This is a genomic window from Kitasatospora sp. NPDC058444 (assembly GCF_042721415.1).
Lineage (GTDB): Bacteria > Actinomycetota > Actinomycetes > Streptomycetales > Streptomycetaceae > Kitasatospora.
In genome coordinates this window covers 372,491-393,465 of the sequence record NZ_JBHXLL010000001.1, presented here as the reverse complement: position 1 = coordinate 393,465, position 20,975 = coordinate 372,491, and the positions used below count along the sequence as shown (strand labels likewise).

The window sequence follows — 20,975 nt, the reverse complement described above, 5'->3', positions numbered from 1 at the left end:
CAACACTATCCGTGCGGGGGCCTGCTTCTTTTTTTTATACCCCCCCGGCCCGGGCCCGCACCCCCCGCGGGGGGGGCCAGTCCACCCCCCCCCCGCCCCGGCTTCGGACGTTTCGTGTGCCTCGGCTCCGTACGCTCGGCTCCGCAGGTATCGGCTCCGGCAGGTGTCGGCTTCGGTGGGTTCCGGCTCCGTACGTGTCGGGCCGTGGACCTCGGCCGAGCGGCTCAGAAGCCGCCGGTCTGCTCGTCCCGGCGGCGCTGCCAGCGCTGCTCGACGCGGTCCATCATCCCGGCCTTGCGGCGCGGGGCGGCGGCCGGGCGGGCCCCGGCGCCCTGGCCCGCGGGCCCGCGGCGCCAGCCCGTCACGGCGAACACCGCACACCCGAGCATCACCAGGAAGCCCACGACGCTGACCCAGATCTGGTCCGGCACGACCATGCCGCCCATCAGCAGGCCGATGCCCACCACGAAGCCGGCGACGGCCAGGTAGACCCGCCGACGGGTGTAGGTGCGCAGACCGGTTCCCTCAAGCGCAGACGCGAATTTGGGATCTTCGGCATACAGCGCTCGCTCCATCTGGTCGAGCAGTCGCTGCTCGTGCTCCGAGAGCGGCACGGAGTCCTCCTACTCGTCGGTCGCGGGTGCGACCGGTCCGCCCACCCCGGTCGGGGAGGCAAGTCCAATCAGCCTTGGGGCACACGGTCGGACGCCCGTGCGGGGGACCCGGCCCGTGTCGTCCATATGCCCCACGCGTCCGGCTGTCATGCTTTCCGGCTTTACCCAGATCATACGGTCCGTGGCCCCGTTACGGAGTGGTCTGCGCCGCGTGGGACGGGCCACTTCGAGCGGGGACGGCCGCATCCGTGTCAACGCGCCACACCCCGGACAAGTGCCCGATCGGATGGAATCGTCCCGGACCTGGGCAGGTTTGCCGCCGGGCGGCGCGGAGCGGCCCCGGACCGGCCGGTTCACGCAGGGGCCACGGGCGGGGAACCGGGGGGCCTCCGGGGCGCGAACCACCGCCGTACGGCGTGCGAAGAAACCGTGCGGCGGTGGCGGGGTTCGTGAAGGGGCGCGGGCGCCGGGAGGGGCGCGCGCGCCGTACGGGGCGGCGCGCGCCGGACGGGGTGCCTCAGACCAGGGTGGCCAGCAGGTGCAGCTGGGTCGCCACGGCGTGGAAGGCGGGCTGCTCGGCGGCGGCCTCCTCCAGCTTCAGCAGCGCCTCCACGGCGCCCGGCTCGGCGTCCACCAGCACGCCGGGGACGAGGTCGGCGAAGACCCGGACGCCGTGCACCGACTCCACCCGCAGGCCCGCGGCCTCGGCCAGCCGGCCCAGTTCCTCGCCGGTGAAGCGGCGGGGCATCGGGTCCTGCGTGCCCCAGCGGCCGTCGGTGGCGGAGAGCGCGGTGCGGGCCTCGTTGAAGTGGCCGGCCAGCGCGCGGGCCAGAACGGCGCCGTTGCGGTTGGCCGCCAGCAGGCTGACCAGGCCGCCCTTGCGCAGGGTGCCGGCCAGGCTGCCGAGCGCCTCGGCCGGGTCGTCCACGACCTCCAGCACGCCGTGGCAGAGCACCGCGTCCACGCTGCCGGGGGCGACCACCTCGGGCAGGGTCTGGGTGTCGCCCTGGACGGCCCGCACCAGGTCCGTCACACCGGCCTCGGCGGCCCGGCGCTCCAGCGCGAACAGGGCGTCCGGGCTCGGGTCGACCACGGTGACGCGGTGGCCGAGCTTGGCGACCGGCACGGCGAAGTTCCCGGTGCCGCCGCCGGTGTCGACCACGTCGAGCACCGGCTGGTCCAGCTCGGCCGCCCGCTTCTCCAGGGCTGCCTGGACCACCTCCCACACCACGGCGGTACGCAGGGCACTGCGGGGACGCGTCGGGTACAAGGTGGGACTCCTTGGCACGTGCAGTTCGATCAGGATGCCTCCACCTTAGAGCCTGTCCCCCGGACACCCGGCACGCCCGGCGGCTCGTCGTCGTCCAGCGGCAGCCGGGGCGGGGGCGGTGCGGCGTGCAGGCCGAGCAGCCGCTCGACCAGGCGCAGGAAGAGGGCGGAGTTGCGGATCAGGTCGTCGGCGTCGCGCGCCGAGGCGGCGCCCCTGATCCCGGCCTCGGCAGCGGCCCGGCGGCGGGCGCCGGCTCCGTAGTAGCCGGCCCATTCGGCGAGCTCCGGGGCCACCTCGGGCAGCACCTCCCAGGCGCTGCGGATGGCCTTGCGGCGGCGCGGGCTCTTCTCCGGGCGGCCGCGCACCGCCAGGAGGGCCGCCACCGTGCGCAGCGCGGCCAGGTGGGCGGTGGCGTAGCGCTCCAGCGGGTCCTCCAGGGCGCGGGCCCGGACGAGGGTGCGGTGGGCGTCGGCGAGCAGGTCGAGGGCGGCCGGCGGCGCGGCGCTCCGGCGCGGCACGGGGTGGACGTCGGCTCCGGCGGGGCGTCCGGCGGACGGACCCGGGAGGTGCGGCAGGGCGGCGGAGTGGAGGCGGGCGGTGACGGGCTCAGGACGACTGATGGTCATGGTCTCCCCCGTTCCGAGGCAGCGCGCGGACCGGCTGGTCCGTGCCCTTCCATCGTGAACGGCGCCACTGACAATCCGGCCCGGTCGGCCGCCCCCGCGGCCGGAAAGGGGCCCGGAAATGGCGTAGCGGCGGCGGGCGCGGTCCTCCCCCGGTTCCGCGCCGCCGCCGTGCCGTCGCCGCGCCGGTCCACCCCTTGGCCGGCGGCCGCGAACTCCTCGTGGCCGGTCTCCCCCCGGCCCGCTCCGCCGCCCCGTGTCGGCGGTGCGGGGACCACGACCAGCCCCGTGGCGGTCCGTCCGCCGCCTCCCCCGGCCTCCGCGGCCGGGAGACGGACGGATCCGCCGCCCGGGCGGGCCGGGCGCCCGACGCGCCGCCCTCCCGGGTGCCACCACTCTTCCGTCCGCGCAGGTCGTGGGCCATCCGCTGAGGTACTCAACCGCGGATCTGAGTATCCGTACTCAGTCCGTCCCGGCCGCCGCCCGCCGGAACCGGGAGCCGTGTCCACGGCGTCCCGGCTGCCGGGTTGCCGGTACGGTACGGCGGGCCGGGCGGAACCGGCCCGCCGGAGGAGGAGAGGGCCCGATGACGAGGAGGGGGACGCGATGACGGTCCTGCCGCTGATCTTCACCAGCGGGCTGGCCAGCGGCATCAACGCCTACGCGGTGGTGCTGCTGCTCGGGCTGCTGGGCAGGTTCGCCGGCGCGGACTCGGTGCCGCAGGCGCTGGAGCGCACGGACGTGCTGGTCGTGGCCGGCGTGCTGTTCGCGCTGGAGGCGGTGGCCGACAAGATCCCGTACGTGGACAGCGTCTGGGACGCGGTGCACACGGTGATCCGGCCGATCGCCGGCGCCACCGTCGGCGTGCTGATCGCGAGCAACGACCCCGGCTCGCTCGGCGAGGTGGCGGCCGGCGCGATGGGCGGCACCTCGGCGCTGGTCAGCCATCTGGTGAAGTCCTCGCTGCGGATGGCCGTCAACACCTCCCCCGAGCCCTTCAGCAACCTCGTGGTCAGCATGGCCGAGGACCTCTCGGTGGCCGGCCTGGTCACGCTGGCGATCTTCCACCCCTGGCTGGCCGCCTCGGTCGCCGCCGCGGTCCTGCTCGCCGGCCTGCTGCTGGTCCGGCTGGTGATCAACAAGATCCGCGCCTTCCGGGCCCGGCGCCGCGACCGCAGGGCCGCCCGGGCGGCGGCCGGGAGCGCGTGAGCCTGGTCTTAGGATCGGGGCCATGGCAAAGATCGTCGTCATCGGCGCAGGAATGAGCGGGCTCGCGGCGGCCTCCCGGCTGGCGACCCTCGGCCACCGGGTGACGGTCTGCGAGGCGAGCGGCACGTACGGGGGCATGGTCGGGCGGTACGAGCGCGACGGCTTCGCCTTCGACACCGGGCCCGGTCTGCTCTCCCTCCCGGCCGTCTACCGCGACCTCGCGCTGAAGACCGGCAAGGAGCCGCTGGAGCAGCTGGTCGAGCTGGCCCCGGTCGACCCGGAGAGCCGGCACCTGTTCCCCGACGGCACCGCCGTCACCCTGCCCAACGCCTCCCGCGGCGGCGTCAGCCAGGCCCTGGACGCCGCCTTCGGCGCCGGCTCCGGCGCCCGCTGGAGCGAGGTGATGAACCACGGCCGGACGGTCTGGGAGGCCACCCGCCGCCCGCTGCTGGAGGAGCCGCTGCCGGCCGAGCCGGAGTTCCTCGGCACCGACCCGTACCCCGTTCCGCCGCGCACCGGCCTGGCCCGGCTGGGCCGCCCGCGCCCGTGGACCCTCGACATGGTGGCGCGGCGGCAGCTCGGCGGCCACCCGGGCCTGACCGCGCTGCTGGGCGAGCCCGCGCTGCGGTACGGCCTCCTGCCCGGGCAGGCCCCGGCCGGGGCCGCCGTGCTGCCGTACATGGAGCAGTCCTTCGGCGTCTGGTACGTCCGGGGCGGCCTGCGCGCGCTCGCGGACGCCGTGTACCGGCGCTGCGAGCTGCGCAAGGTCGAGTTCCGGTTCGACACCCCGGTCACCCGGGTGGTCGTGGAGAACGGCCGGGCGGCCGGGGTCGAGACGGCGGACGGCCGGATCGACGCGGACCTGGTGATCTCCGCGATGGACACCCGCGCGCTGTTCCACCACGGCATCGCCGAGTGGCCGGGGGTGCCGGCCGAGGACTGGGAGCCGTACGAGGTGCCCGGCCGGTTCAGCGTGCTGCTCGCCCTGCGCGGGCCGCGGCCCGAGGGCACCGTGCACCGGACGGTGGTCCACGCGGCCGACCCGGCCGCTGAGGAGAACGCCCTCACCCTCTCCGAACCGCCCTGCGAGCGCCCCACCGTGCAGGTGCACCGCCCGGACGACCCGGCGCTGCGGCCCGACGACGCCCACGAGAGCGTGGTGCTGACCGCGACCGTCCCGGCCCAGGAGGAGGACGTCGACTGGACCGCCCCCGGGTTCGCCGACCGCTACGCCGACCGGCTGCTCGCCCACGTCGACGCGGCCGGCCTGGGCCTGCGCGAGCGGGTGCTGTGGCGGGTCGTGCGCACCCCGGAGGACACCCGCAGGGAGACCGGCGCGCTGTTCGGCTCGGTCGCCCGCCCGGTGCTCGCCGGTTCGTACCCGGGACTGAACGCCGCCAACGAGTCGCCCGTCCCCGGCCTCTACCTGATCGGCGGCAACGCCCACCCCGGCGGCGGCCTCGCCCGCGTCGGCATGTCGGCCTGCGTCACCGCCGGGCTGATCGGCCCGGCGTAGCCGTCGGTCCCGGCCGGGTCAGCCCTGGTGCCAGGTGTTCTGCTGCTGGTAGCCGTACTGGTCGTACACCGGCTGCTGGGGGATGCCCTGGACCTGCTGGTCGGGCTGGGGCTGCCACTCCTGCTGGGGCTGGGCGTGCTGCTCCCAGGCCTGCTGGTGCTGCGGCTGTTCGTGCTGCGGCTGCTGGTAGCCCGCGTACGGGTCGTGCTGCTGGCCCTGCTGCTGGTAGGCGCCGTACGGGTCCTGCTGCTGGGGGTAGCCGCCGTAGGACTGCTGGTCGTAGGCGAAGGCGGGCTGCTGCTGGGTCTGCCACTGCTGCTGGTCGTAGCCAGCCTGGTAGGCGGCCGCGTACGGGTCCTGGGGCTGCTGCTGGACCTGCGGCTGCTGCTGCTCGTAGTACCCGGGGGCGTAGACGCCGTCCTGGGCGAGCTCCTGCATCTCGAAGGCGGCGGTCTGCTCGACCTCCGGCACCTCGTCGGGCAGCGGCGAGGTGGGCAGCGGCGGGACGGCCGGGGCGGGGGCCGGGGCCTCCTCGACGGCGCTGACCTCACCGACCCGCTTCCTGGCGGCGACGGCCGCCACCGCGGCGGCGCCGCCGGTCAGGGCGCCCAGCAGCGGCACCTTGGCGAGCGGGCCGGGCAGGCTGCCGTCGGCCTTCCGCAGGGACCAGCCGGCCTGGTAGCCGCGCTTGACCGACAGGGTGACGAAGGTCTGGCCGACCGCGAACAGCGCGGCGCCGGCCCCGATCACCACGACCGAGCCGAGGCTCATCCCGGCGGCCACGCCCAGGAAGCCGGCCAGGGCCAGGACCCGCCAGTGCAGTGGTGCCCGGTTCTGCAGCAGCACCTCGGCGACCAGCCAGAGCGCCACCACCGCCAACGCGGCGTACAGCAGCAGGTATCCGATGCCCATCCGCCCGCTACCTCCAGTCGCGTGCCCGCGCGGGTGCGCCGCGCGTGTGCGGCGACTGTACCGGTTCAACGGCCGGGGTACCGCATCGCGTTCCCGCCGCCCGGCACAGCGAGCCGCACACGACCGAGCCCGCCACCGTCGTGCGGTGACGGGCTCGTGAACACCCGGCGTCGGAGCTGCGCGGGCGCGGGCCCGGCGGGCCCGTCAGCGCCGGTGCAGTCCCAGGTTCTGGTAGATCTCCAGCGTCGCCGTCGAGTGGTTCAGCGTGATGAAGTGCAGACCGGGCGCGCCCTCGGCGAGGAGGCGCTCGGCCATCGCGGTGGCGTGCTCCATGCCGACGGCCCGCAGCGCCGCCGGGTCGTCGATGGCCGCGCGCAGGCGGGCCTCCAGCTCGGCGGGGAAGGCCGAGCCGCTGAGCTGGGGGAAGCGCTCCAGCTGCTTGGCGTTGGTGACCGGCATGATCTCCGGGATGATCGGCGTCTCGCAGCCGGCGGCCGTCACCCGGTCGCGCAGCCGCAGGTAGTCGTCCACCTCGAAGAACATCTGGGTGATCGCGTAGTCGGCCCCGGAGCGGATCTTCGCCACGAAGTGCCGGATGTCCTCGTCCCAGTCGGTCGAGCGCGGGTGCATGTTCGGCGAGGCCGCGACGCCGACGCAGAAGTCGCCGATGCCCTTGATCAGCTCCACCAGCTCGTACGCGTAGGTGACGCCCTCGGGGTGCTTGACCCACTCACCCATCGGGTCGCCGGGCGGGTCCCCCCGGACGGCGAGGACGTTGCGCACGCCCTGGTCGGCGTACTGGCCGATGATGTTGCGCAGTTCCGCGATCGAGTGGTCCACCGCGGTGAGGTGGGCGACCGGGGTCAGGGTGGTCTCGGTGGCGATCCGGCCGACCATGTTGACGGTCCGCTCGCGCGAGGAGCCGCCGGCGCCGTACGTCATGCAGACGAAGTTGGGGTCCAGCGGTTCGAGCCGGCGGATGGCGTCCCAGAGCCTCTGCTCGCCGACCTCGGTGCGCGGGGGCATGAATTCGAAGGAGAAGGAGCGCTTGCCGGCCGCCAGGAGTTCGCGCACCGTCAGTGCGCGATCCGTTCTCGTGGAAGCGATTCCGAGTGCCATGATGGAAGGCTATCGGGCGTTCGAAGGGGCCGGACAACCGGATTCCATCTATTGAGACAAGAGATGGAAGACGTTCCGCTTCACCCCGGGACCGGCTCCGCGGCGGCTCCACCGCAGCTCCGCGGCCGTTCCCCCGGGCCTCCCCGCAGGGTCGCTCGCACACCCGTTCCCGGCCGCACCGCTACGCTTGCTGCACCCCAGAGAACCAGCGGAGCCCCATCGTGACCTCGTCCAGCACCCGGCCGGCCAACCCCAGTGCGGCCAACCCCATTGACGTGGAGGACGTCCGCACCCGCGTCAACGCGGCGCTCGCCGCGTTCATGGACGGCCAGTCCGTGCTGCTCGACAAGATCTCGCCCCGGCTGGCCCCCGCCGCCGACGCGCTGCGCGACTTCCTGCTGGACGGCGGCAAGCGGCTGCGCCCGGCCTTCTGCTACTGGGGCTGGCGCGGCGCCGGCGGCCCGGCCGGGGGCGCCGGCGGCGACGCGATCGCCAACGCGGCCGCCGCCCTGGAGCTGCTCCAGGCGAGCGCCCTGGTGCACGACGACCTGATGGACCGCAGCGACACCCGCCGCGGCCTGCCCTCGATCCACCGCCGCTTCGAGGCGCTGCACCGGGACAGCGGCTGGCGCGGCGACCGCGAGCAGTACGGCGCCTCGGCCGCGGTGCTGCTCGGCGACCTGCTGCTGATCTGGTGCGACGAGCTCTTCCTGCGCTCCGGCCTGGAGCCGGCCGCCGTCCTGGCCGCCAAGCCGGTGTTCGACCTGATGCGCACCGAGGTCATGCTCGGCCAGTACCTGGACGTGCTGGAGCCGGTGGCCGGCGACTCGACGGACGAGGGCGCGCTGGACCGCGCGCAGACCGTGCTGCACTACAAGTCCGCGAAGTACACCATCGAGCGGCCGCTCCAGGTCGGTGCGCTGCTGGCCGGCGCCGGGCCGGAGCTGGTCGAGGCATACGGGGCGTTCGGACTGCCGCTGGGCGAGGCCTTCCAGCTGCGCGACGACCTGCTCGGCGTCTTCGGGGACCCGGCCGTCACCGGCAAGCCGGCCGGGGACGACCTGCGCGAGGGCAAGCGCACCCTGCTGGTCGCGCACGCGATGCGGGGCCTGCCGGCCGCCGACGCCCGGCACCTGGACGAGCGGCTCGGCGCGCCGGACCTGGCGGCCCCGGAGGTCGCCGAGCTGCGCGCGCTGGTCGCCCGCAGCGGCGCGCCCGAGCTGGTGGAGCGCCGGATCGAGGAGCTGATGCGGCAGTCGCTGGCCGCGCTGGAGGCGGCGCCGCTCGCCGACGAGCGGGCCCGCACGGTGCTGCTGGCCCTGGCCGAGGCCGCCACCGTCCGCAAGTACTGACGGACGGCGACGGCCTCGCGGGTCCCGCGGTCCCGGGTCCCGCGGTCCCGGATCCCGCTGGCGGGGGCCGGTCAGAGCGCGGCGCGCACCCGGCGGGACAGCTCGGCGGCGGCCGCCCGCGGATCCGCCGCGGCGGTGACGGCCCGCACCACGACGATCCGCCGGGCACCGGCGGCCAGCACCTCGTCCAGGTTGCCGAGGTCGATCCCGCCGATCGCGAACCACGGCCGGTCGGTGTCCTGCTTCGCCGCGTACGAGACCAGGCCGAGGCCCGGCGCCGGGCGGCCCGGCTTGGTCGGGGTCGGCCAGACCGGTCCGGTGCAGAAGTAGTCCACACCGGGCTCGGCGATCGCCGCGTCCACCTCGGACTCGGCGTGGCAGGACCGGCCGATCAGCACGGACTCGCCGAGGATCGCCCGGGCGGCCGGCACCGGCAGGTCGTCCTGGCCGAGGTGCAGCACGTCCGGCCGGGCCGCGTGGGCGACGTCGGCGCGGTCGTTGACGGCCAGCAGCTTGCCGTGCCGGCGGCAGGCGTCGGCGAAGACCTCCAGGGCCTCCAGCTCCTGCCTGGCCTCCAGGCCCTTGTCCCGCAGCTGGACGACGTCCACCCCGCCCGCCAGCGCCTCGTCCAGGAACTCGGCGAGGTCGCCCTGCTCCCGGCGGGCGTCGGTGCACAGGTAGAGGCGCGCGTCCGCCAGACGGGCGCGCAGCGTGTCCGCCGCCATCAGATCAGCATCGCCTGGGCACGGCGCTTGACCTCGGTGCCGCGGTTCTCCCGCAATGCCTGGATCGGGCTGCCGGGCAGCGACGGGTCCTCGGTGAAGAGCCACTCCAGGATCTCCACGTCGTTGTACCCGCAGTCGCGCAGCACGGTCAGGGTGCCGGACAGGTGCTTGACCAGCCCGGGTCCGTCGATGAACGCCGCAGGGACCTGCAGCGACTTGTTCGGGCCGCGGCGGACGGCGATCAGGCCGCCGTTCTTGACCAGGTCACGTACCTCGGTGACCCGGACCCCCCACTGCTCCGAGATGTCGGGGAGGTACATCCAGTCGGTGACCAGGGCTTCAATCTTGCTTTCGATCTCGCTCACGCCACCAGACTGCCACCTCCGCGGCCCGTCGCGCACCAGCCGCTACCTCGCGACCGCCGACTTCAGCGGCACCGCCGGGTCCGCGGCGAGGACCGGATCCAGCGCCGTACCGCGCTCGATCAGCTTCCGCCCCTGGGTGAGGTCGCGCGGCCGGTCCACGGCCAGCAGCGCGCTCGGCACGCCGTCGCGCAGCCAGAGCACCGACCAGTCGGCGTCCCCGGGGGCGCCGCGCCACAGCACCTCGTCGCCCTCGGCGTGCCGGCCGGCGTACTGGACCATCCGGCCGAACTGCTCGGACCAGAAGTACGGCACCGGGTCGTAGTCCGGCGCGTCCGCGCCCAGGACGGCGGCGGCCACCGCCGCGCCGGACTGCAGGGCGTGGTCCCAGTGCTGGACGGCCAGCCGGGCACCGGCCCGGGCCGAGGGGTAGCTGACGCAGTCGCCGGCCGCGAACACGCCGGGCACCGAGGTGCGCAGCCGCCCGTCCACCACGACGGCACCGGCCGCGTCCAGCTCGACCCCGGAGCCGGCCAGCCAGCCGGTCGCGGGGCGGGCCCCGATGCCGACCACCACCTCGTCGGCGGGCAGGTGCGAGCCGTCCGCCAGCAGCACCGCGCCCGGCTCGACGGCGGCCACCCCGACCCCGCAGCGCAGGTCGACCCCGGCCTCGGCGTACCAGGCGGCCATCGCCGAACCGATCTCCGTCGGCAGCGCGCCGGGCAGCGGCGCCGGGCCGGCCTCCACCACGGTCACCTCGCAGCCCGCCGCCCGGGCCGCGGTGGACACCTCGGCGCCGATCCAGCCGGCGCCGACCAGCACCAGCCGCAGCCCGGGGCGCAGCAGCGCGCGCAGGGCCAGGGCGTCGTCCAGGGTGTGCAGCAGGTGCGCGCGCTCGGCGCCGGGCAGGGCCCGCGGGACGGCGCCGGTGGCGATCACCAGCGAGCCGTACGGGAGGTCACCGCCGTCGGTGCGCAGCACGCCGGGGGTGAGGCCGGTGGCGCGGCGGCCGGTGAGCAGTTCGATGCCGAGCCGGTCGTAGTCGATGTCCAGGGCGGTGGAGTCGGCCTTGCCGAGCAGCACGTCCTTGGAGAGCGGTGGCCGGTCGTACGGTGCGTGCGGCTCCTCGCCGACCAGCACGATCCGCCCCTGCCGGCCGCCCTCCCGCAGCTTGAGGGCGCACTGCGCCCCGGCCAGCCCGGCTCCGACGACGACCACCTGATCCGTTCCGCTCAGCTCTGCCACGCCCGTCACTGTACCCAGGGCCCGGCCGGCGGCCGTGGGCTCTCCCCCGGCTTCCGCCGCCCCGCCGTCCGCCCGCCGTCCGCCGTCCGCCCCGCTCTCCGCCCTGCGTACGGGCCTTCGGCCGGGCCGACCCCCGGCGTTATGGTGGTGGCACCACACGGGAGCCCGGCGTACCGGGCTGAGAGGCGGGCTGGCACGGCCCGCGACCGTCCGAACCTGATCCGGGTCATACCGGCGAAGGGAGCAGAGCAGCCTTGTCACGCTTGCCATCAGACGGCCGCGCCGACGTGCTGGTGATCGGCGGGGGCATCGTCGGCCTCGCCGTCGCCTGGCAGGCCGCGCGGCGCGGCCTGCGGAACGTGGTCGTGGTCGACCCCACCCCCGGCGGCGGCGCGGGCCGGGTCGCGGCCGGCATGCTCGCCCCGGTCACCGAGCTGCAGTACGGCGAGGAGCCGCTGCTGCGCCTCGGGATGGCCTCGAACGAGCGGTACGCGGCCTTCGCCGCCGAACTCACCGAGGCCAGCGGCGGCCTGGACACCGGCTACCGCCGCTGCGGCACGCTCGCCGTGGCGCTGGACTCCGACGACCGCGAGGAACTGCGCGAACTGCACGCCTTCCACCAGCGGCTCGGCCTGGACTCGGCCTGGCTGACCGGTCGGGAGGCCCGCAAGCTGGAGCCGATGCTCGCCCCCGGGGTGCGCGGCGGCCTGCACGTGGCCGAGGACCACCAGGTGGACGGCCGCCGGCTGCTGGATGCCCTGCTCGCCGCCTGCGAGCGCGCCGGGGTCGCGATCCGTCCGGCCGAGGCCGTCGAGCTGCTGGTCGAGGGCGGCCGCGCGACCGGCGCCCGGCTCTCCACCGGAGGCCGGGTGAGCGCCGGGCAGGTCGTCCTCGCCGCCGGCCCGCACAGCCACCGGCTGCCCGGCCTGCCCGACGGGGTGCTGCCCGCGATCCGCCCGGTGAAGGGCCAGGTGCTGCGGCTGCGCGTCCCGGACGCCTACCGCCCGTTCCTCTCCCGCAACGTCCGCGCCGTCGTCCGAGGGCAGCACCTGTACCTGGTGCCGCGCGAGAACGGCGAGCTGGTCGTCGGCGCGACCACCGAGGAGCAGGGCTACGACACCACCGTCACCGCCGGCGGGGTGTACGAACTGCTGCGCGACGCCCACGAGTTGGTCCCAGGGATCACCGAACTCCCGCTGCTGGAGACCTCCGCCGGGCTGCGCCCCGGATCGCCCGACAACGCCCCGCTGCTGGGCCCGACCTCGCTGCCCGGGCTGGTCGCCGCCACCGGCCACTACCGCAACGGCGTCCTGCTCACCCCGGTGACCGCCGACCTGGTCTCCGAGTACCTGGCCACCGGCGAAGTCCCGGACCTCGCACGGCCGTTCGCGCCCACCCGGTTCTCCCCCGACCACTCCACCACGAAGGCCTGCGCATGACCGAGATCACCCCCGACGAGATCTCCCCGGACGAGATCGCCCTGGACGAGATCGCCCTGACCGTCAACGGCGAGTCCCGCCGGGTGTCCGCCACGACCACCCTCGCCGAGGTGGTGGCCTCGATCAGCAAGGCCAACACCGGTGTCGCCGCCGCGCTCAACGAGGCCGTGGTGCCGCGCAGTTCGTGGTCCGGGACGGCGCTGAGCAGCGGCGACCGGATCGAGATCCTCACCGCCGTCCAGGGAGGCTGAACCATGGCCGACGACCTGCTGACCATCGCCGGGACGACCTTCTCCTCCCGGCTGATCATGGGCACCGGAGGCGCGCCCAGCCTGGAGGTCCTGGAGCGCGCGCTGCTCGCCTCCGGCACCGAGCTGACCACCGTCGCGATGCGCCGGGTCGACGCCACCACCCAGGGCTCCGTGCTCGACGTGCTGACCCGCAACGGCATCCGGGTGCTGCCCAACACGGCCGGCTGCTTCACCGCCGGCGAGGCCGTGCTGACCGCCCGGCTGGCCCGCGAGGCGCTCGGCACCGACTGGGTCAAGCTGGAGGTGATCGCCGACGAGCGCACCCTGCTGCCCGACCCGATCGAGCTGCTGGACGCCGCCGAGACGCTGGTCGACGACGGCTTCACCGTCCTGCCGTACACCAACGACGACCCGGTGCTGGCCCGCAAGCTGGAGGACGTCGGCTGCGCGGCCATCATGCCGCTGGGCTCGCCGATCGGTTCGGGCCTGGGCATCCGCAACCCGCACAACTTCCAGCTGATCGCGGAGAGCGCGGGTGTCCCGGTGATCCTGGACGCGGGCGCCGGCACCGCCTCCGACGTGGCGCTGGCGATGGAGCTGGGCTGCGCCGCGGTGATGCTCGCCTCCGCGGTGACCAGGGCTCAGGACCCGGTGCTGATGGCCGAGGCGATGCGGCACGCCGCCGAGGCGGGCCGGCTCGCCCACCGGGCCGGCCGGATCCCGCGCCGCTTCCACGCCGAGGCCTCCTCCGCGATGGCGGGCCGGGCCGACCTGGACACCCGCGAGCGCCCCGCGTTCTGAACCCGCGCCGGGCCCCGTCCTCCGGGGCCCGCGCTCCGGGCCCCGGCGTGTCACAAGCCGGGCACAGCCGGGCCCGGAGGCGGTGTCCTCCGGACCCGGCCGCCGGTTCCCCCGACTAGACTCGCCGGGTGGACATGGCACTGCACGACCCCCTGATCGGCAGCCTGCTCGACAACCGGTACCGGGTCGAGCAGCGCATCGCGACCGGCGGGATGTCCACCGTCTACCAGGGCACCGACACCCGCCTGGACCGCGTGGTCGCGCTCAAGGTGATGCACCCTTCGCTGGCCGGCGACGAGGGCTTCACCGCCCGCTTCATCCGCGAGGCCAAGGCCGTCGCCAGGCTCACCCACCCCAACGTGGTCAACGTCTTCGACCAGGGCGCGGACGGCGGTCACGTCTTCCTCGCCATGGAGTACGTGCCCGGCCGCACCCTGCGCGACCTGCTGCGCGACCGCGGCGCGCTGTCCGTCCGGGCCGCGCTGGACGTGCTGGAGCCGGTGCTGGCCGCGCTCGGCGCCGCCCACCGGGCCGGGCTGGTCCACCGCGACGTCAAGCCCGAGAACGTGCTGATCACCGAGGGCGGCCTGGTCAAGGTCGCCGACTTCGGGCTGGTCCGGGTGCTCGGCACCGCCGACGGCGCGCCCACCTCGACCACCACCGCCACCGGCGGCACGGTGATGGGCACCGTCTCCTACCTGGCCCCCGAGCAGATCCTCCCGGACGCCCCCACCGACCAGCGGGTGGACGTCTACGCCGCCGGCATCCTGCTGTACGAGATGCTCACCGGCCGCCGCCCGCACACCGGCGACAATCCCGTCCAGGTCATGTACAAGCACCTGCACGAGGACGTCCCGGCCCCCTCGCTGGTCGCCCCCGCCGTCGGCCCCGAACTGGACGCGATAGTGGCCGGCGCCTGCGCCCGGTCCGCCGACGCCCGCCCGTACGACGCGGTCGAGCTGCTCGCGGCCCTCCAGCGGGTCCGCCGCACCCTCGCCCCGGCCGAACTGGACGCCGAGCCGCCGGCCTCCACCCGGCCCAGCCCGCGCTACCCCACCAGCGAGCCGACCTCGGTGATCCAGCCGCTGCCGCGGCCCGCCGACGCCCCGCCGACCGAACGCACCAGCGTGCTGGACATGCCGCCGGAGCTGATGGACGAGCTGCTCGCCGAGCCCCGCCCGTACGACGAACCGACCCCGGTGCACCGGCGCCGCCCCACCCCGCCGCGCCGCCGCCTGCCCCGCAAGCCGCTGATCTGGACGGCCGCGGTGGCCGCCCTGGTGCTGGCGATCGGCGGCGCCACCTACGGGATCTCCGAGGGGCTGTACGGCTCGGTGCCGGGCGTGCTCGGCAAGGACCGGGCCGAGGCGCAGCGGGTCCTGGACAAGCAGGGCCTGCACGGGCGGTTCGTCGAGGTGTTCAGCGAGTCCGTGCCGTCCGGGCAGGTGATCTCCATCGATCCCGGGGTGGGCGCGCGCACCCGCAAGAGCGACAGCGTCACCGTCACGGTGTCCAAGGGCCCCAAGCGGATCGCGGTGCCGGACCTCACCGGGAAGAGCGCCGCCGACGCCGCCACGGCCCTGACCGGCGCCCAGCTGACCAGGGGCAACGTGACCGAGACCTACGACGACGCGGTGCCCGAGGGCTCGGTGATCAGCAGCTCGCCGGCGGCCGGGCAGCTGCTGCAGGAGGACTCCGCCGTCTCGCTGGTGGTCAGCAAGGGCATGGTGCCGGTCCCGAACGTCACCGGGATGAGCAAGGACGAGGCGCAGAAGGCGCTCCAGGCGGCGGGCTTCACCATGCAGACCAGCGGCTGGGACGTCTTCGGCGCGGTCACCTCCTCCGGCCAGAGCCCGGCGGCGGGCGAGCGGCGCCCGCAGCGCAGCGTGGTGACGGTGAAGTTCTCGCTGTTCTAGCCCGACCCGTCCGGCCTCCGCGGCGGGGTCAGCGCAGCGGCCCGTCGCCGGGCTCCTCCTGGTAGGAGTAGCGCTGCTCGCGCCAGGGGTCGGCGAGGTTGTGGTAGCCGCGCTCCTCCCAGAAGCCGCGCCGGTCGGCCCGCATGTACTCCACCGCGCGCACCCACTTGGGGCCCTTCCAGGCGTACAGCCGCGGCACCACCAGCCGGACCGGGAAACCGTGCTCGGCGGTGAGCGCCTCGCCGTTGCGGTGGGTGGCGAGCAGGGTGCGGGGGTCGGCGAAGTCGGCCAGCCGCAGGTTGGCGCTGTAGCCGTACTCGGCCCAGACCATGACGTGGGTGACGCCCGGCGCCGGGGGCACCAGGTCGAGCACGGCGGCGGCCGACACGCCCGTCCACTCGTTGCCGAGCATCGAGAACTTGGTCACGCAGTGCATGTCCCCGACGACGGTGGTGCGCGGCAGGGCGCTGAAGGCCTCGAAGTCCCAGCTGTGCTTCTCCGCCGAGGCGGTGGCGCCGAACACCTGGAGGTCCCAGGTCAGCGGCTTGAAGCGGGGTACCGGCCCGTAGTGCAGGGCGGGCCAGCCGCGTTGCGCGCGCTGGCCCGGGGGGAGCCTCGGGTCAGACGGCGGAGACGGTTCGTGTTTCGACTGACCCATGGATCCATGGTGACAGACGGCGGACGACCATCGACGCGCGCCCCTTTGCGCGGATTCGCGCCCCGGCGCGTACGGACCAGCGGTCGAGCGCCCACCAGCGGGTTTCACCATGAACCGGATATTCCGCCACATGTCCTAGTGAGTGTGAACTTACTGGAATTTCCTCCCAAAGCGGTGCCAGGATGCGCAGCGCAGGACCCACGCACGACTCAGCGCAGGACTCAGCGCGGGACTCAGAGCAGGACCCGCGCAGGACTCAGCACCAGGACACACGGCAGCACGAGTGCAGGAGGCGTCACCATGCAGGGCGATCCCGAGGTCATCGATTTCCTCAACGAGCAGCTCACCGCCGAGCTGACCGCGATCAACCAGTACTTCCTGCACGCCAAGATGCAGGAGAACTTCGGCTGGACGAAGCTCGCCAAGTACACCCGGCACGAGTCCTTCGACGAGATGAAGCACGCCGAGACGCTCACCGACCGGATCCTGTTCCTGGACGGGCTGCCCAACTACCAGCGGCTGTTCCACGTCCGGATCGGCCAGACGGTCAAGGAGATGTTCGAGGCGGACCGCCAGATCGAGGTCGAGGCGATCGACCGGCTCAAGCGCGGGATCGTGGTGATGCGGGCCAAGAACGACGTCACCTCGGCGAACATCTTCGAGGACATCCTGGCCGACGAGGAGCACCACATCGACTACCTCGACACCCAGCTGGAGCTGCTGGAGAAACTCGGCGAGGCGCTCTACATCGCCCAGGTCATCGAGCAGCCCGAGTCCTGAGGCCGACCACCCGGACGCGCCGGGCCGATCGGTTCACCCGGACGGCTCAGGCCACCCGCAGCGGCACCACCGGGGCGGCCTTCGGAACCCGGACCGGGGCCGCCGGGGCCGCCGCGCCCGCCGGGGCCACCGGGCTCTCGGAAGCCCCCGGGTCCGCGAGGCCGAGCTTCGCGGCCAGCCGGGCGGTCGGGCAGGGGCGGGCGCCGTGCTCGCCGAGCAGCGCCTGGATCCGGCGCACGCAGGACCCGCAGTCGGTGCCGGCCCGGCAGCCCTTCGCTATCTGGCGCGGGGTGCTGGCGCCGCCGTCGATCGCCTTCTTCACCTGGTCCTCGGTGACCGCATGGCACATGCACACGTACATCGCGGTCTCTCCCGGGGGTGGAGCGGAGTGGATCTTGACTAAGGTCAGCCTTAGTTCACTGAGGCTTACCTTACCCGGCGAAACCGGTACGAAAAAGCCCCTCCGGGCTCGGGAACACCGAATCCGGAGGGGCCTTCGTCACATCCGACGGGCACCGGGCCTACTGGCCGCGGTACATCTCCGCCACCAGGAACGCCAGGTCCAGCGACTGGCTGCGGTTGAGGCGCGGGTCGCAGGCCGTCTCGTAGCGCTGGTGCAGGTCGTCCACCATGACCTCGTCGCCGCCGCCGACGCACTCGGTGACGTCGTCGCCGGTCAGCTCCACGTGGATGCCGCCCGGGTGGGTGCCGAGCGCGCGGTGCACCTCGAAGAAGCCCTTGACCTCGTCCAGGACGTCGTCGAAGCGGCGGGTCTTGTGCCCGCTGGAGGCCTCGAAGGTGTTGCCGTGCATCGGGTCGCAGATCCACACCGGCTTGGCGCCGGAGGCGGTGACCTTCTCCACCAGGGTGGGCAGGTGGTCGCGGATCTTGCCCGCGCCCATCCGGGTGATGAAGGTCAGGCGGCCGGGCTCGCGCTCCGGGTCCAGCTTCTCGATCAGGGCGAGCGCGTCGTCCACCGAGGTGGTCGGGCCGAGCTTGACGCCGATCGGGTTGCGGATCTTGGAGGCGAACTCGATGTGCGCGTGGTCCAGCTGCCGGGTGCGCTCGCCGATCCACACCATGTGGCCGGAGACGTCGTACAGCTCGCCGGTGCGCGAGTCCACGCGGGTCAGCGCGGTCTCGTAGTCGAGGACCAGCGCCTCGTGCGAGGAGAAGAACTCGACCGCCTTGAACTCCTCCGGCACCACGCCGCAGGCGCTCATGAACGCCAGGGCGTTGTCGATCTCCCGGGCGAGCTGCTCGTAGCGCTGGCCGGCCGGCGAGTTGCGGACGAAGTCCTGGTTCCAGGCGTGCACCTGGCGCAGGTCCGCGTAACCACCGGTGGTGAACGCGCGCACCAGGTTGAGCGTCGCGGCGGACGCGTTGTACATCCGCTTCAGGCGCTCCGGGTCCGGGATGCGGGACTCGGGGGTGAACTCGAAGCCGTTCACCGAGTCGCCGCGGTAGACCGGCAGGGTCACGCCGTCGCGGGTCTCGGTCGACTTGGAGCGCGGCTTGGAGTACTGACCGGCGATGCGGCCGACCTTCACCACCGGCACCGAGGCCGCGTAGGTCAGCACGGCGGCCATCTGGAGCAGCGTCTTCAGCTTGTTGCGGATGTGCTCCGCCGAGACGCCGTCGAAGGCCTCGGCGCAGTCACCCCCCTGAAGGAGGAAGGCCTCGCCGCGCGCCACGGCACCGAGCCGGGCGCGCAGCTGGTCACACTCGCCGGCGAAGACGAGCGGCGGATAGGAGGCGAGCTCGGCAAGGGTCTTGCGCAGAGCCTCTTGGTCCGGCCATTCAGGCTGCTGCGCCGCGGGCAGGGACTCCCAGGAGTGGGTAGCCCTCGATGTCTCAGTCGTAGCGGTCACATCGCCAAGGCTACGGGGTGACAGGAGTGACTTGTGACTATTGCCCGAAGGATGAGACACATCTCGGACAAAGACGTGATGCCCCTCACTCGCCCCGGCGCATCCGCTAGGGTCGAACCATGCACGCGCCCCACACCCACTCCTGGTGGTGGGCCTCCCCCAAGGGTGGCCCACCGACGACGCGTTCCTAGACGAACACGACGGCCGCCCCTCGGGGCGGCCGTCGACGTCTGAGCAGACGGCCCTCCGGGAGCGGACCTTGCACCGCCTCTCACCAAGACCACCCGGAAGGACGCCGTTTCCGTGACCACCGCCGTCGACCTGCTCACCCGTCTCACCGGCCCGGACGCCCCCGCGTTCGCCCTGCTGCACCGCCGCACGCCCCGGCTCAGCCCGGACACCGTCGAGGTGCTGCTGGGCACCGTCGACAGCTACGAACACCTCGCCGACCTGCCCGTGCGCAGCGGCGCGCCGGCCGGCGGCGGCCCGGTGCACGACCTGCTCGCGCTCGTCCCGTACCGCCAGATCCGCGAGCGCGGCTTCGAGGCGCACGACGACGACACCCCCCTGCAAGCCCTCTCGGTGACCGAGCAGCACACCCTGCCGTTGGCCGAATTCACCTACGCCCTACCGAAGTTGCCGGTCGCACTTGCCGGTGGCGGGTTCGACGTGGACGACGACGCGTACGCGTCGATCGTCCGCCGGGTGATCCGGGACGAGATCGGCAACGGCGAGGGCGCCAACTTCGTGATCCGGCGCGACTTCCACGCGACGCTGGAGGACTTCGGGCCGGAGCTCGCGCTGACCCTCTTCCGCCGGCTGCTGGAGCAGGAGCGCGGCGCGTACTGGACCTTCCTGGTGCACACCGGTGACAGGGTCCTGGTCGGCGCCTCCCCCGAGGTGCACGTCCGGCAGAGCGGCGGCACCGTCGTGATGAACCCGATCTCCGGCACCTACCGCTACCCGGCCGGCGGCTCCGACCTCGACTCGCTGCTCCAGTTCCTGCACGACCCCAAGGAGCTGGAGGAGCTCACCATGGTCGTGGACGAGGAGCTCAAGATGATGTGCACCGTCGGCGACCTCGGCGGCCAGGTGCTCGGGCCCCGGCTCAAGGAGATGGCCCACCTCGCCCACACCGAGTACGAGCTGCGCGGGCGCACCTCCCTGGACGTCCGCGACGTGCTCCGCGAGACGATGTTCGCCGCGACCGTCACGGGCAGCCCGGTCGAGAACGCCACCCGCGTGATCAAGCGCTACGAGCCCACCGGGCGCGGCTACTACTCCGGCGCGCTCGCCCTGATCGGCCGTTCCGCCAGCGGCGGGCAGCTGCTGGACTCGCCGATCTGCATCCGCACCGCCGACATCGACCCGGCCACCGGACGGCTGGTCGTCCGGGTCGGCGCCACCCTGGTGCGCCACTCCGTCCCGGAGTCCGAGGTCGCCGAGACCCACGCCAAGGCCGCCGGGGTGCTCACCGCGATCGGCGCCCTGCCCGCGCCCGACCGGCTGCTCCACCCGGTCGGGCGCCGGCTCGCCGACGACCACCGGGTACAGGCCGCCCTGGACTCCCGCCGGGCCGACCTCGCGCCCTTCTGGCTGCGGATGCAGCAGCCGGCCGAGATCACCGAGGCCGAGCCGACCCTGGTCGTGGACGGCGAGGACACCTTCACCTCGATGCTCTCCCACCTGCTCGGCTCGCTCGGCCACCGGGTGGCGGTGGCCCGGTACGACGAGCCGGGGCTGCGCGAGCGGGTCGCGGCGCACCGGGGCGCGCTGGTGCTCGGCCCCGGCCCGGGCGACCCGGCGCTCGCGGACGACCCCAAGATGCTGCTGCTGCGGCCGATCGTCGCGGACGCGCTGGCCGCCGTCCGCTCCGGCGCCCGCACCTCGCCGCTGCTCGCGGTCTGCCTGAGCCACCAGCTGCTGGCCGCCGAGCTCGGGCTCGCCCTGGGCCGCAAGACCGTCCCGTACCAGGGGGCGCAGGAGCGCATCGACCTGTTCGGCGAGAAGCGGACGGTCGGCTTCTACAACACCTTCACCGCGCGCTGCTCGGACGCCGACGAGTCGCGGCTCGCCGCCGAGGGCGTCGAGGTCGCCCGGGACGCCGTCACCGGCGACGTGCACGCGCTGCGCGGGCACGGCTTCGCGGGGCTCCAGTTCCACCCGGAGTCGGTGCTCACCCGCGACGGGGTCGGCATCGTGGCGGGCCTGCTGCGCGAGGCGACGGCCGCGCTGCGCTGAGCCGGCGGCGCGGCCCCGGGCGGACCTTCCCGCCCGGGGCCGCGGCGCGGCCGGGCCCTGATCCTCAGATC

20 protein-coding genes and 1 riboswitch are annotated in these 20,975 nt (G+C 74.1%); of the genes, 9 read left to right on the top strand and 11 right to left on the bottom strand.

Annotation, left to right across the window (positions count from 1 at the left end; genetic code table 11):
• Nucleotides 1–224 precede the first annotated feature (224 nt).
• From ACFWP2_RS01815 to ACFWP2_RS01805, 3 genes are all read right to left on the bottom strand, one after another.
• Nucleotides 225–614: a DUF3040 domain-containing protein gene (locus ACFWP2_RS01815; RefSeq protein WP_074000911.1), complete on the bottom strand. Its 390-nt coding sequence runs from the start codon at nt 612–614 to the stop codon at nt 225–227.
• A gap of 517 nt (nt 615–1,131) precedes the next feature.
• A complete protein-coding gene (locus tag ACFWP2_RS01810) occupies nt 1,132–1,884 on the bottom strand; it encodes a methyltransferase domain-containing protein (protein ID WP_380447208.1) in 753 nt (250 codons plus the stop codon).
• A gap of 29 nt (nt 1,885–1,913) precedes the next feature.
• Nucleotides 1,914–2,510 (bottom strand): SAV_6107 family HEPN domain-containing protein, encoded by a 597-nt coding sequence (locus tag ACFWP2_RS01805; protein ID WP_380447206.1) that lies wholly within the window; start codon nt 2,508–2,510, stop codon nt 1,914–1,916.
• A 603-nt stretch (nt 2,511–3,113) separates the two neighbouring features.
• On the opposite strand from ACFWP2_RS01805, the gene ACFWP2_RS01800 reads away from it, so the two are divergent.
• Together ACFWP2_RS01800 and ACFWP2_RS01795 are read left to right on the top strand one after the other, a co-directional pair.
• Nucleotides 3,114–3,716 (top strand): DUF4126 domain-containing protein, encoded by a 603-nt coding sequence (locus ACFWP2_RS01800; protein ID WP_380447204.1) that lies wholly within the window; start codon nt 3,114–3,116, stop codon nt 3,714–3,716.
• A gap of 22 nt (nt 3,717–3,738) precedes the next feature.
• Complete coding sequence (locus ACFWP2_RS01795; RefSeq protein ID WP_380447202.1) at nt 3,739–5,232, top strand: phytoene desaturase family protein; 1,494 nt, start codon at nt 3,739–3,741, stop codon at nt 5,230–5,232.
• A gap of 18 nt (nt 5,233–5,250) precedes the next feature.
• Here the strand turns inward: ACFWP2_RS01795 and ACFWP2_RS01790 are convergent, their stop codons facing one another.
• Both ACFWP2_RS01790 and metF read right to left on the bottom strand, forming a co-directional pair.
• The gene (locus ACFWP2_RS01790; protein WP_380447200.1) at nt 5,251–6,144 is read right to left on the bottom strand and encodes a hypothetical protein; all 894 of its coding nucleotides are present in this window, start codon (nt 6,142–6,144) and stop codon (nt 5,251–5,253) included.
• A gap of 204 nt (nt 6,145–6,348) precedes the next feature.
• Entirely contained in the window at nt 6,349–7,263 is a 915-nt protein-coding gene (gene metF, locus ACFWP2_RS01785) for a methylenetetrahydrofolate reductase [NAD(P)H] (RefSeq protein WP_380447198.1), read from the bottom strand.
• A gap of 221 nt (nt 7,264–7,484) precedes the next feature.
• On the opposite strand from metF, the gene ACFWP2_RS01780 reads away from it, so the two are divergent.
• Nucleotides 7,485–8,615, top strand: a complete 1,131-nt coding sequence (locus tag ACFWP2_RS01780) for a polyprenyl synthetase family protein (protein WP_380447196.1) — start codon at nt 7,485–7,487, stop codon at nt 8,613–8,615.
• A gap of 71 nt (nt 8,616–8,686) precedes the next feature.
• On the opposite strand, the gene thiE is transcribed toward ACFWP2_RS01780, so the two are convergent.
• From thiE to ACFWP2_RS01765, 3 genes are read right to left on the bottom strand one after another with little or no spacing between them, the layout of a single operon-like run.
• Complete coding sequence (gene thiE / locus ACFWP2_RS01775; RefSeq protein WP_380447194.1) at nt 8,687–9,340, bottom strand: thiamine phosphate synthase; 654 nt, start codon at nt 9,338–9,340, stop codon at nt 8,687–8,689.
• A complete protein-coding gene (locus tag ACFWP2_RS01770; RefSeq protein ID WP_189915099.1) occupies nt 9,340–9,705 on the bottom strand; it encodes an Rv2175c family DNA-binding protein in 366 nt (121 codons plus the stop codon). The genes thiE and ACFWP2_RS01770 overlap by 1 nt, the downstream gene beginning before the upstream one ends.
• Nucleotides 9,706–9,747: 42 nt before the next feature.
• Nucleotides 9,748–10,956 carry an NAD(P)/FAD-dependent oxidoreductase gene (locus ACFWP2_RS01765; protein ID WP_380447191.1) on the bottom strand — a complete coding sequence of 403 codons (1,209 nt, stop codon included), beginning with the start codon at nt 10,954–10,956 and terminating at the stop codon, nt 9,748–9,750.
• 138 nt (nt 10,957–11,094) lie between these two features.
• A riboswitch (TPP riboswitch) is annotated at nt 11,095–11,207 on the top strand.
• Between the two features lie 3 nt (nt 11,208–11,210).
• Between ACFWP2_RS01765 and thiO the strand changes: the two genes are divergently transcribed.
• From thiO to pknB, 4 genes are all read left to right on the top strand, one after another.
• A complete protein-coding gene (gene thiO, locus ACFWP2_RS01760; RefSeq protein ID WP_380447189.1) occupies nt 11,211–12,386 on the top strand; it encodes a glycine oxidase ThiO in 1,176 nt (391 codons plus the stop codon).
• Nucleotides 12,383–12,637 carry a sulfur carrier protein ThiS gene (thiS, locus tag ACFWP2_RS01755; protein WP_380447187.1) on the top strand — a complete coding sequence of 85 codons (255 nt, stop codon included), beginning with the start codon at nt 12,383–12,385 and terminating at the stop codon, nt 12,635–12,637. The genes thiO and thiS overlap by 4 nt, the downstream gene beginning before the upstream one ends.
• A gap of 3 nt (nt 12,638–12,640) precedes the next feature.
• The gene (locus ACFWP2_RS01750) at nt 12,641–13,438 is read left to right on the top strand and encodes a thiazole synthase (RefSeq protein WP_380447185.1); all 798 of its coding nucleotides are present in this window, start codon (nt 12,641–12,643) and stop codon (nt 13,436–13,438) included.
• A 134-nt stretch (nt 13,439–13,572) separates the two neighbouring features.
• The gene (gene pknB / locus ACFWP2_RS01745) at nt 13,573–15,354 is read left to right on the top strand and encodes a Stk1 family PASTA domain-containing Ser/Thr kinase (RefSeq protein WP_380447494.1); all 1,782 of its coding nucleotides are present in this window, start codon (nt 13,573–13,575) and stop codon (nt 15,352–15,354) included.
• A gap of 28 nt (nt 15,355–15,382) precedes the next feature.
• Here the strand turns inward: pknB and ACFWP2_RS01740 are convergent, their stop codons facing one another.
• The gene (locus ACFWP2_RS01740; protein ID WP_380447183.1) at nt 15,383–16,012 is read right to left on the bottom strand and encodes a sulfite oxidase-like oxidoreductase; all 630 of its coding nucleotides are present in this window, start codon (nt 16,010–16,012) and stop codon (nt 15,383–15,385) included.
• Between the two features lie 300 nt (nt 16,013–16,312).
• Between ACFWP2_RS01740 and bfr the strand changes: the two genes are divergently transcribed.
• A complete protein-coding gene (gene bfr / locus ACFWP2_RS01735) occupies nt 16,313–16,792 on the top strand; it encodes a bacterioferritin (protein ID WP_380447181.1) in 480 nt (159 codons plus the stop codon).
• A 46-nt stretch (nt 16,793–16,838) separates the two neighbouring features.
• Here the strand turns inward: bfr and ACFWP2_RS01730 are convergent, their stop codons facing one another.
• Both ACFWP2_RS01730 and ACFWP2_RS01725 read right to left on the bottom strand, forming a co-directional pair.
• Nucleotides 16,839–17,153 carry a bacterioferritin-associated ferredoxin gene (locus ACFWP2_RS01730; protein WP_380447179.1) on the bottom strand — a complete coding sequence of 105 codons (315 nt, stop codon included), beginning with the start codon at nt 17,151–17,153 and terminating at the stop codon, nt 16,839–16,841.
• A 160-nt stretch (nt 17,154–17,313) separates the two neighbouring features.
• The gene (locus ACFWP2_RS01725) at nt 17,314–18,663 is read right to left on the bottom strand and encodes a class II 3-deoxy-7-phosphoheptulonate synthase (protein WP_360354580.1); all 1,350 of its coding nucleotides are present in this window, start codon (nt 18,661–18,663) and stop codon (nt 17,314–17,316) included.
• Between the two features lie 303 nt (nt 18,664–18,966).
• Here ACFWP2_RS01725 and ACFWP2_RS01720 point away from each other — a divergent pair, with 303 nt between their 5' ends.
• Complete coding sequence (locus ACFWP2_RS01720) at nt 18,967–20,904, top strand: anthranilate synthase family protein (RefSeq protein WP_380447177.1); 1,938 nt, start codon at nt 18,967–18,969, stop codon at nt 20,902–20,904.
• Nucleotides 20,905–20,975: the final 71 nt, after the last annotated feature.

Excerpts from the sequence above, each read along its gene's own strand:
- thiE (WP_380447194.1), bottom strand. The coding sequence starts at position 9,340 with ATGGCGGCGGACACGCTGCGCGCCCGTCTGGCGGACGCGCGCCTCTAC.
- bfr (WP_380447181.1), top strand. The coding sequence starts at position 16,313 with ATGCAGGGCGATCCCGAGGTCATCGATTTCCTCAACGAGCAGCTCACC.
- ACFWP2_RS01740 (WP_380447183.1), bottom strand. The coding sequence starts at position 16,012 with ATGGGTCAGTCGAAACACGAACCGTCTCCGCCGTCTGACCCGAGGCTC.
- thiS (WP_380447187.1), top strand. The coding sequence starts at position 12,383 with ATGACCGAGATCACCCCCGACGAGATCTCCCCGGACGAGATCGCCCTG.
- ACFWP2_RS01790 (WP_380447200.1), bottom strand. The coding sequence starts at position 6,144 with ATGGGCATCGGATACCTGCTGCTGTACGCCGCGTTGGCGGTGGTGGCG.
- ACFWP2_RS01795 (WP_380447202.1), top strand. The coding sequence starts at position 3,739 with ATGGCAAAGATCGTCGTCATCGGCGCAGGAATGAGCGGGCTCGCGGCG.
- metF (WP_380447198.1), bottom strand. The coding sequence starts at position 7,263 with ATGGCACTCGGAATCGCTTCCACGAGAACGGATCGCGCACTGACGGTG.
- pknB (WP_380447494.1), top strand. The coding sequence starts at position 13,573 with ATGGCACTGCACGACCCCCTGATCGGCAGCCTGCTCGACAACCGGTAC.
- ACFWP2_RS01730 (WP_380447179.1), bottom strand. The coding sequence starts at position 17,153 with ATGTACGTGTGCATGTGCCATGCGGTCACCGAGGACCAGGTGAAGAAG.
- ACFWP2_RS01805 (WP_380447206.1), bottom strand. The coding sequence starts at position 2,510 with ATGACCATCAGTCGTCCTGAGCCCGTCACCGCCCGCCTCCACTCCGCC.
- ACFWP2_RS01750 (WP_380447185.1), top strand. The coding sequence starts at position 12,641 with ATGGCCGACGACCTGCTGACCATCGCCGGGACGACCTTCTCCTCCCGG.
- ACFWP2_RS01800 (WP_380447204.1), top strand. The coding sequence starts at position 3,114 with ATGACGGTCCTGCCGCTGATCTTCACCAGCGGGCTGGCCAGCGGCATC.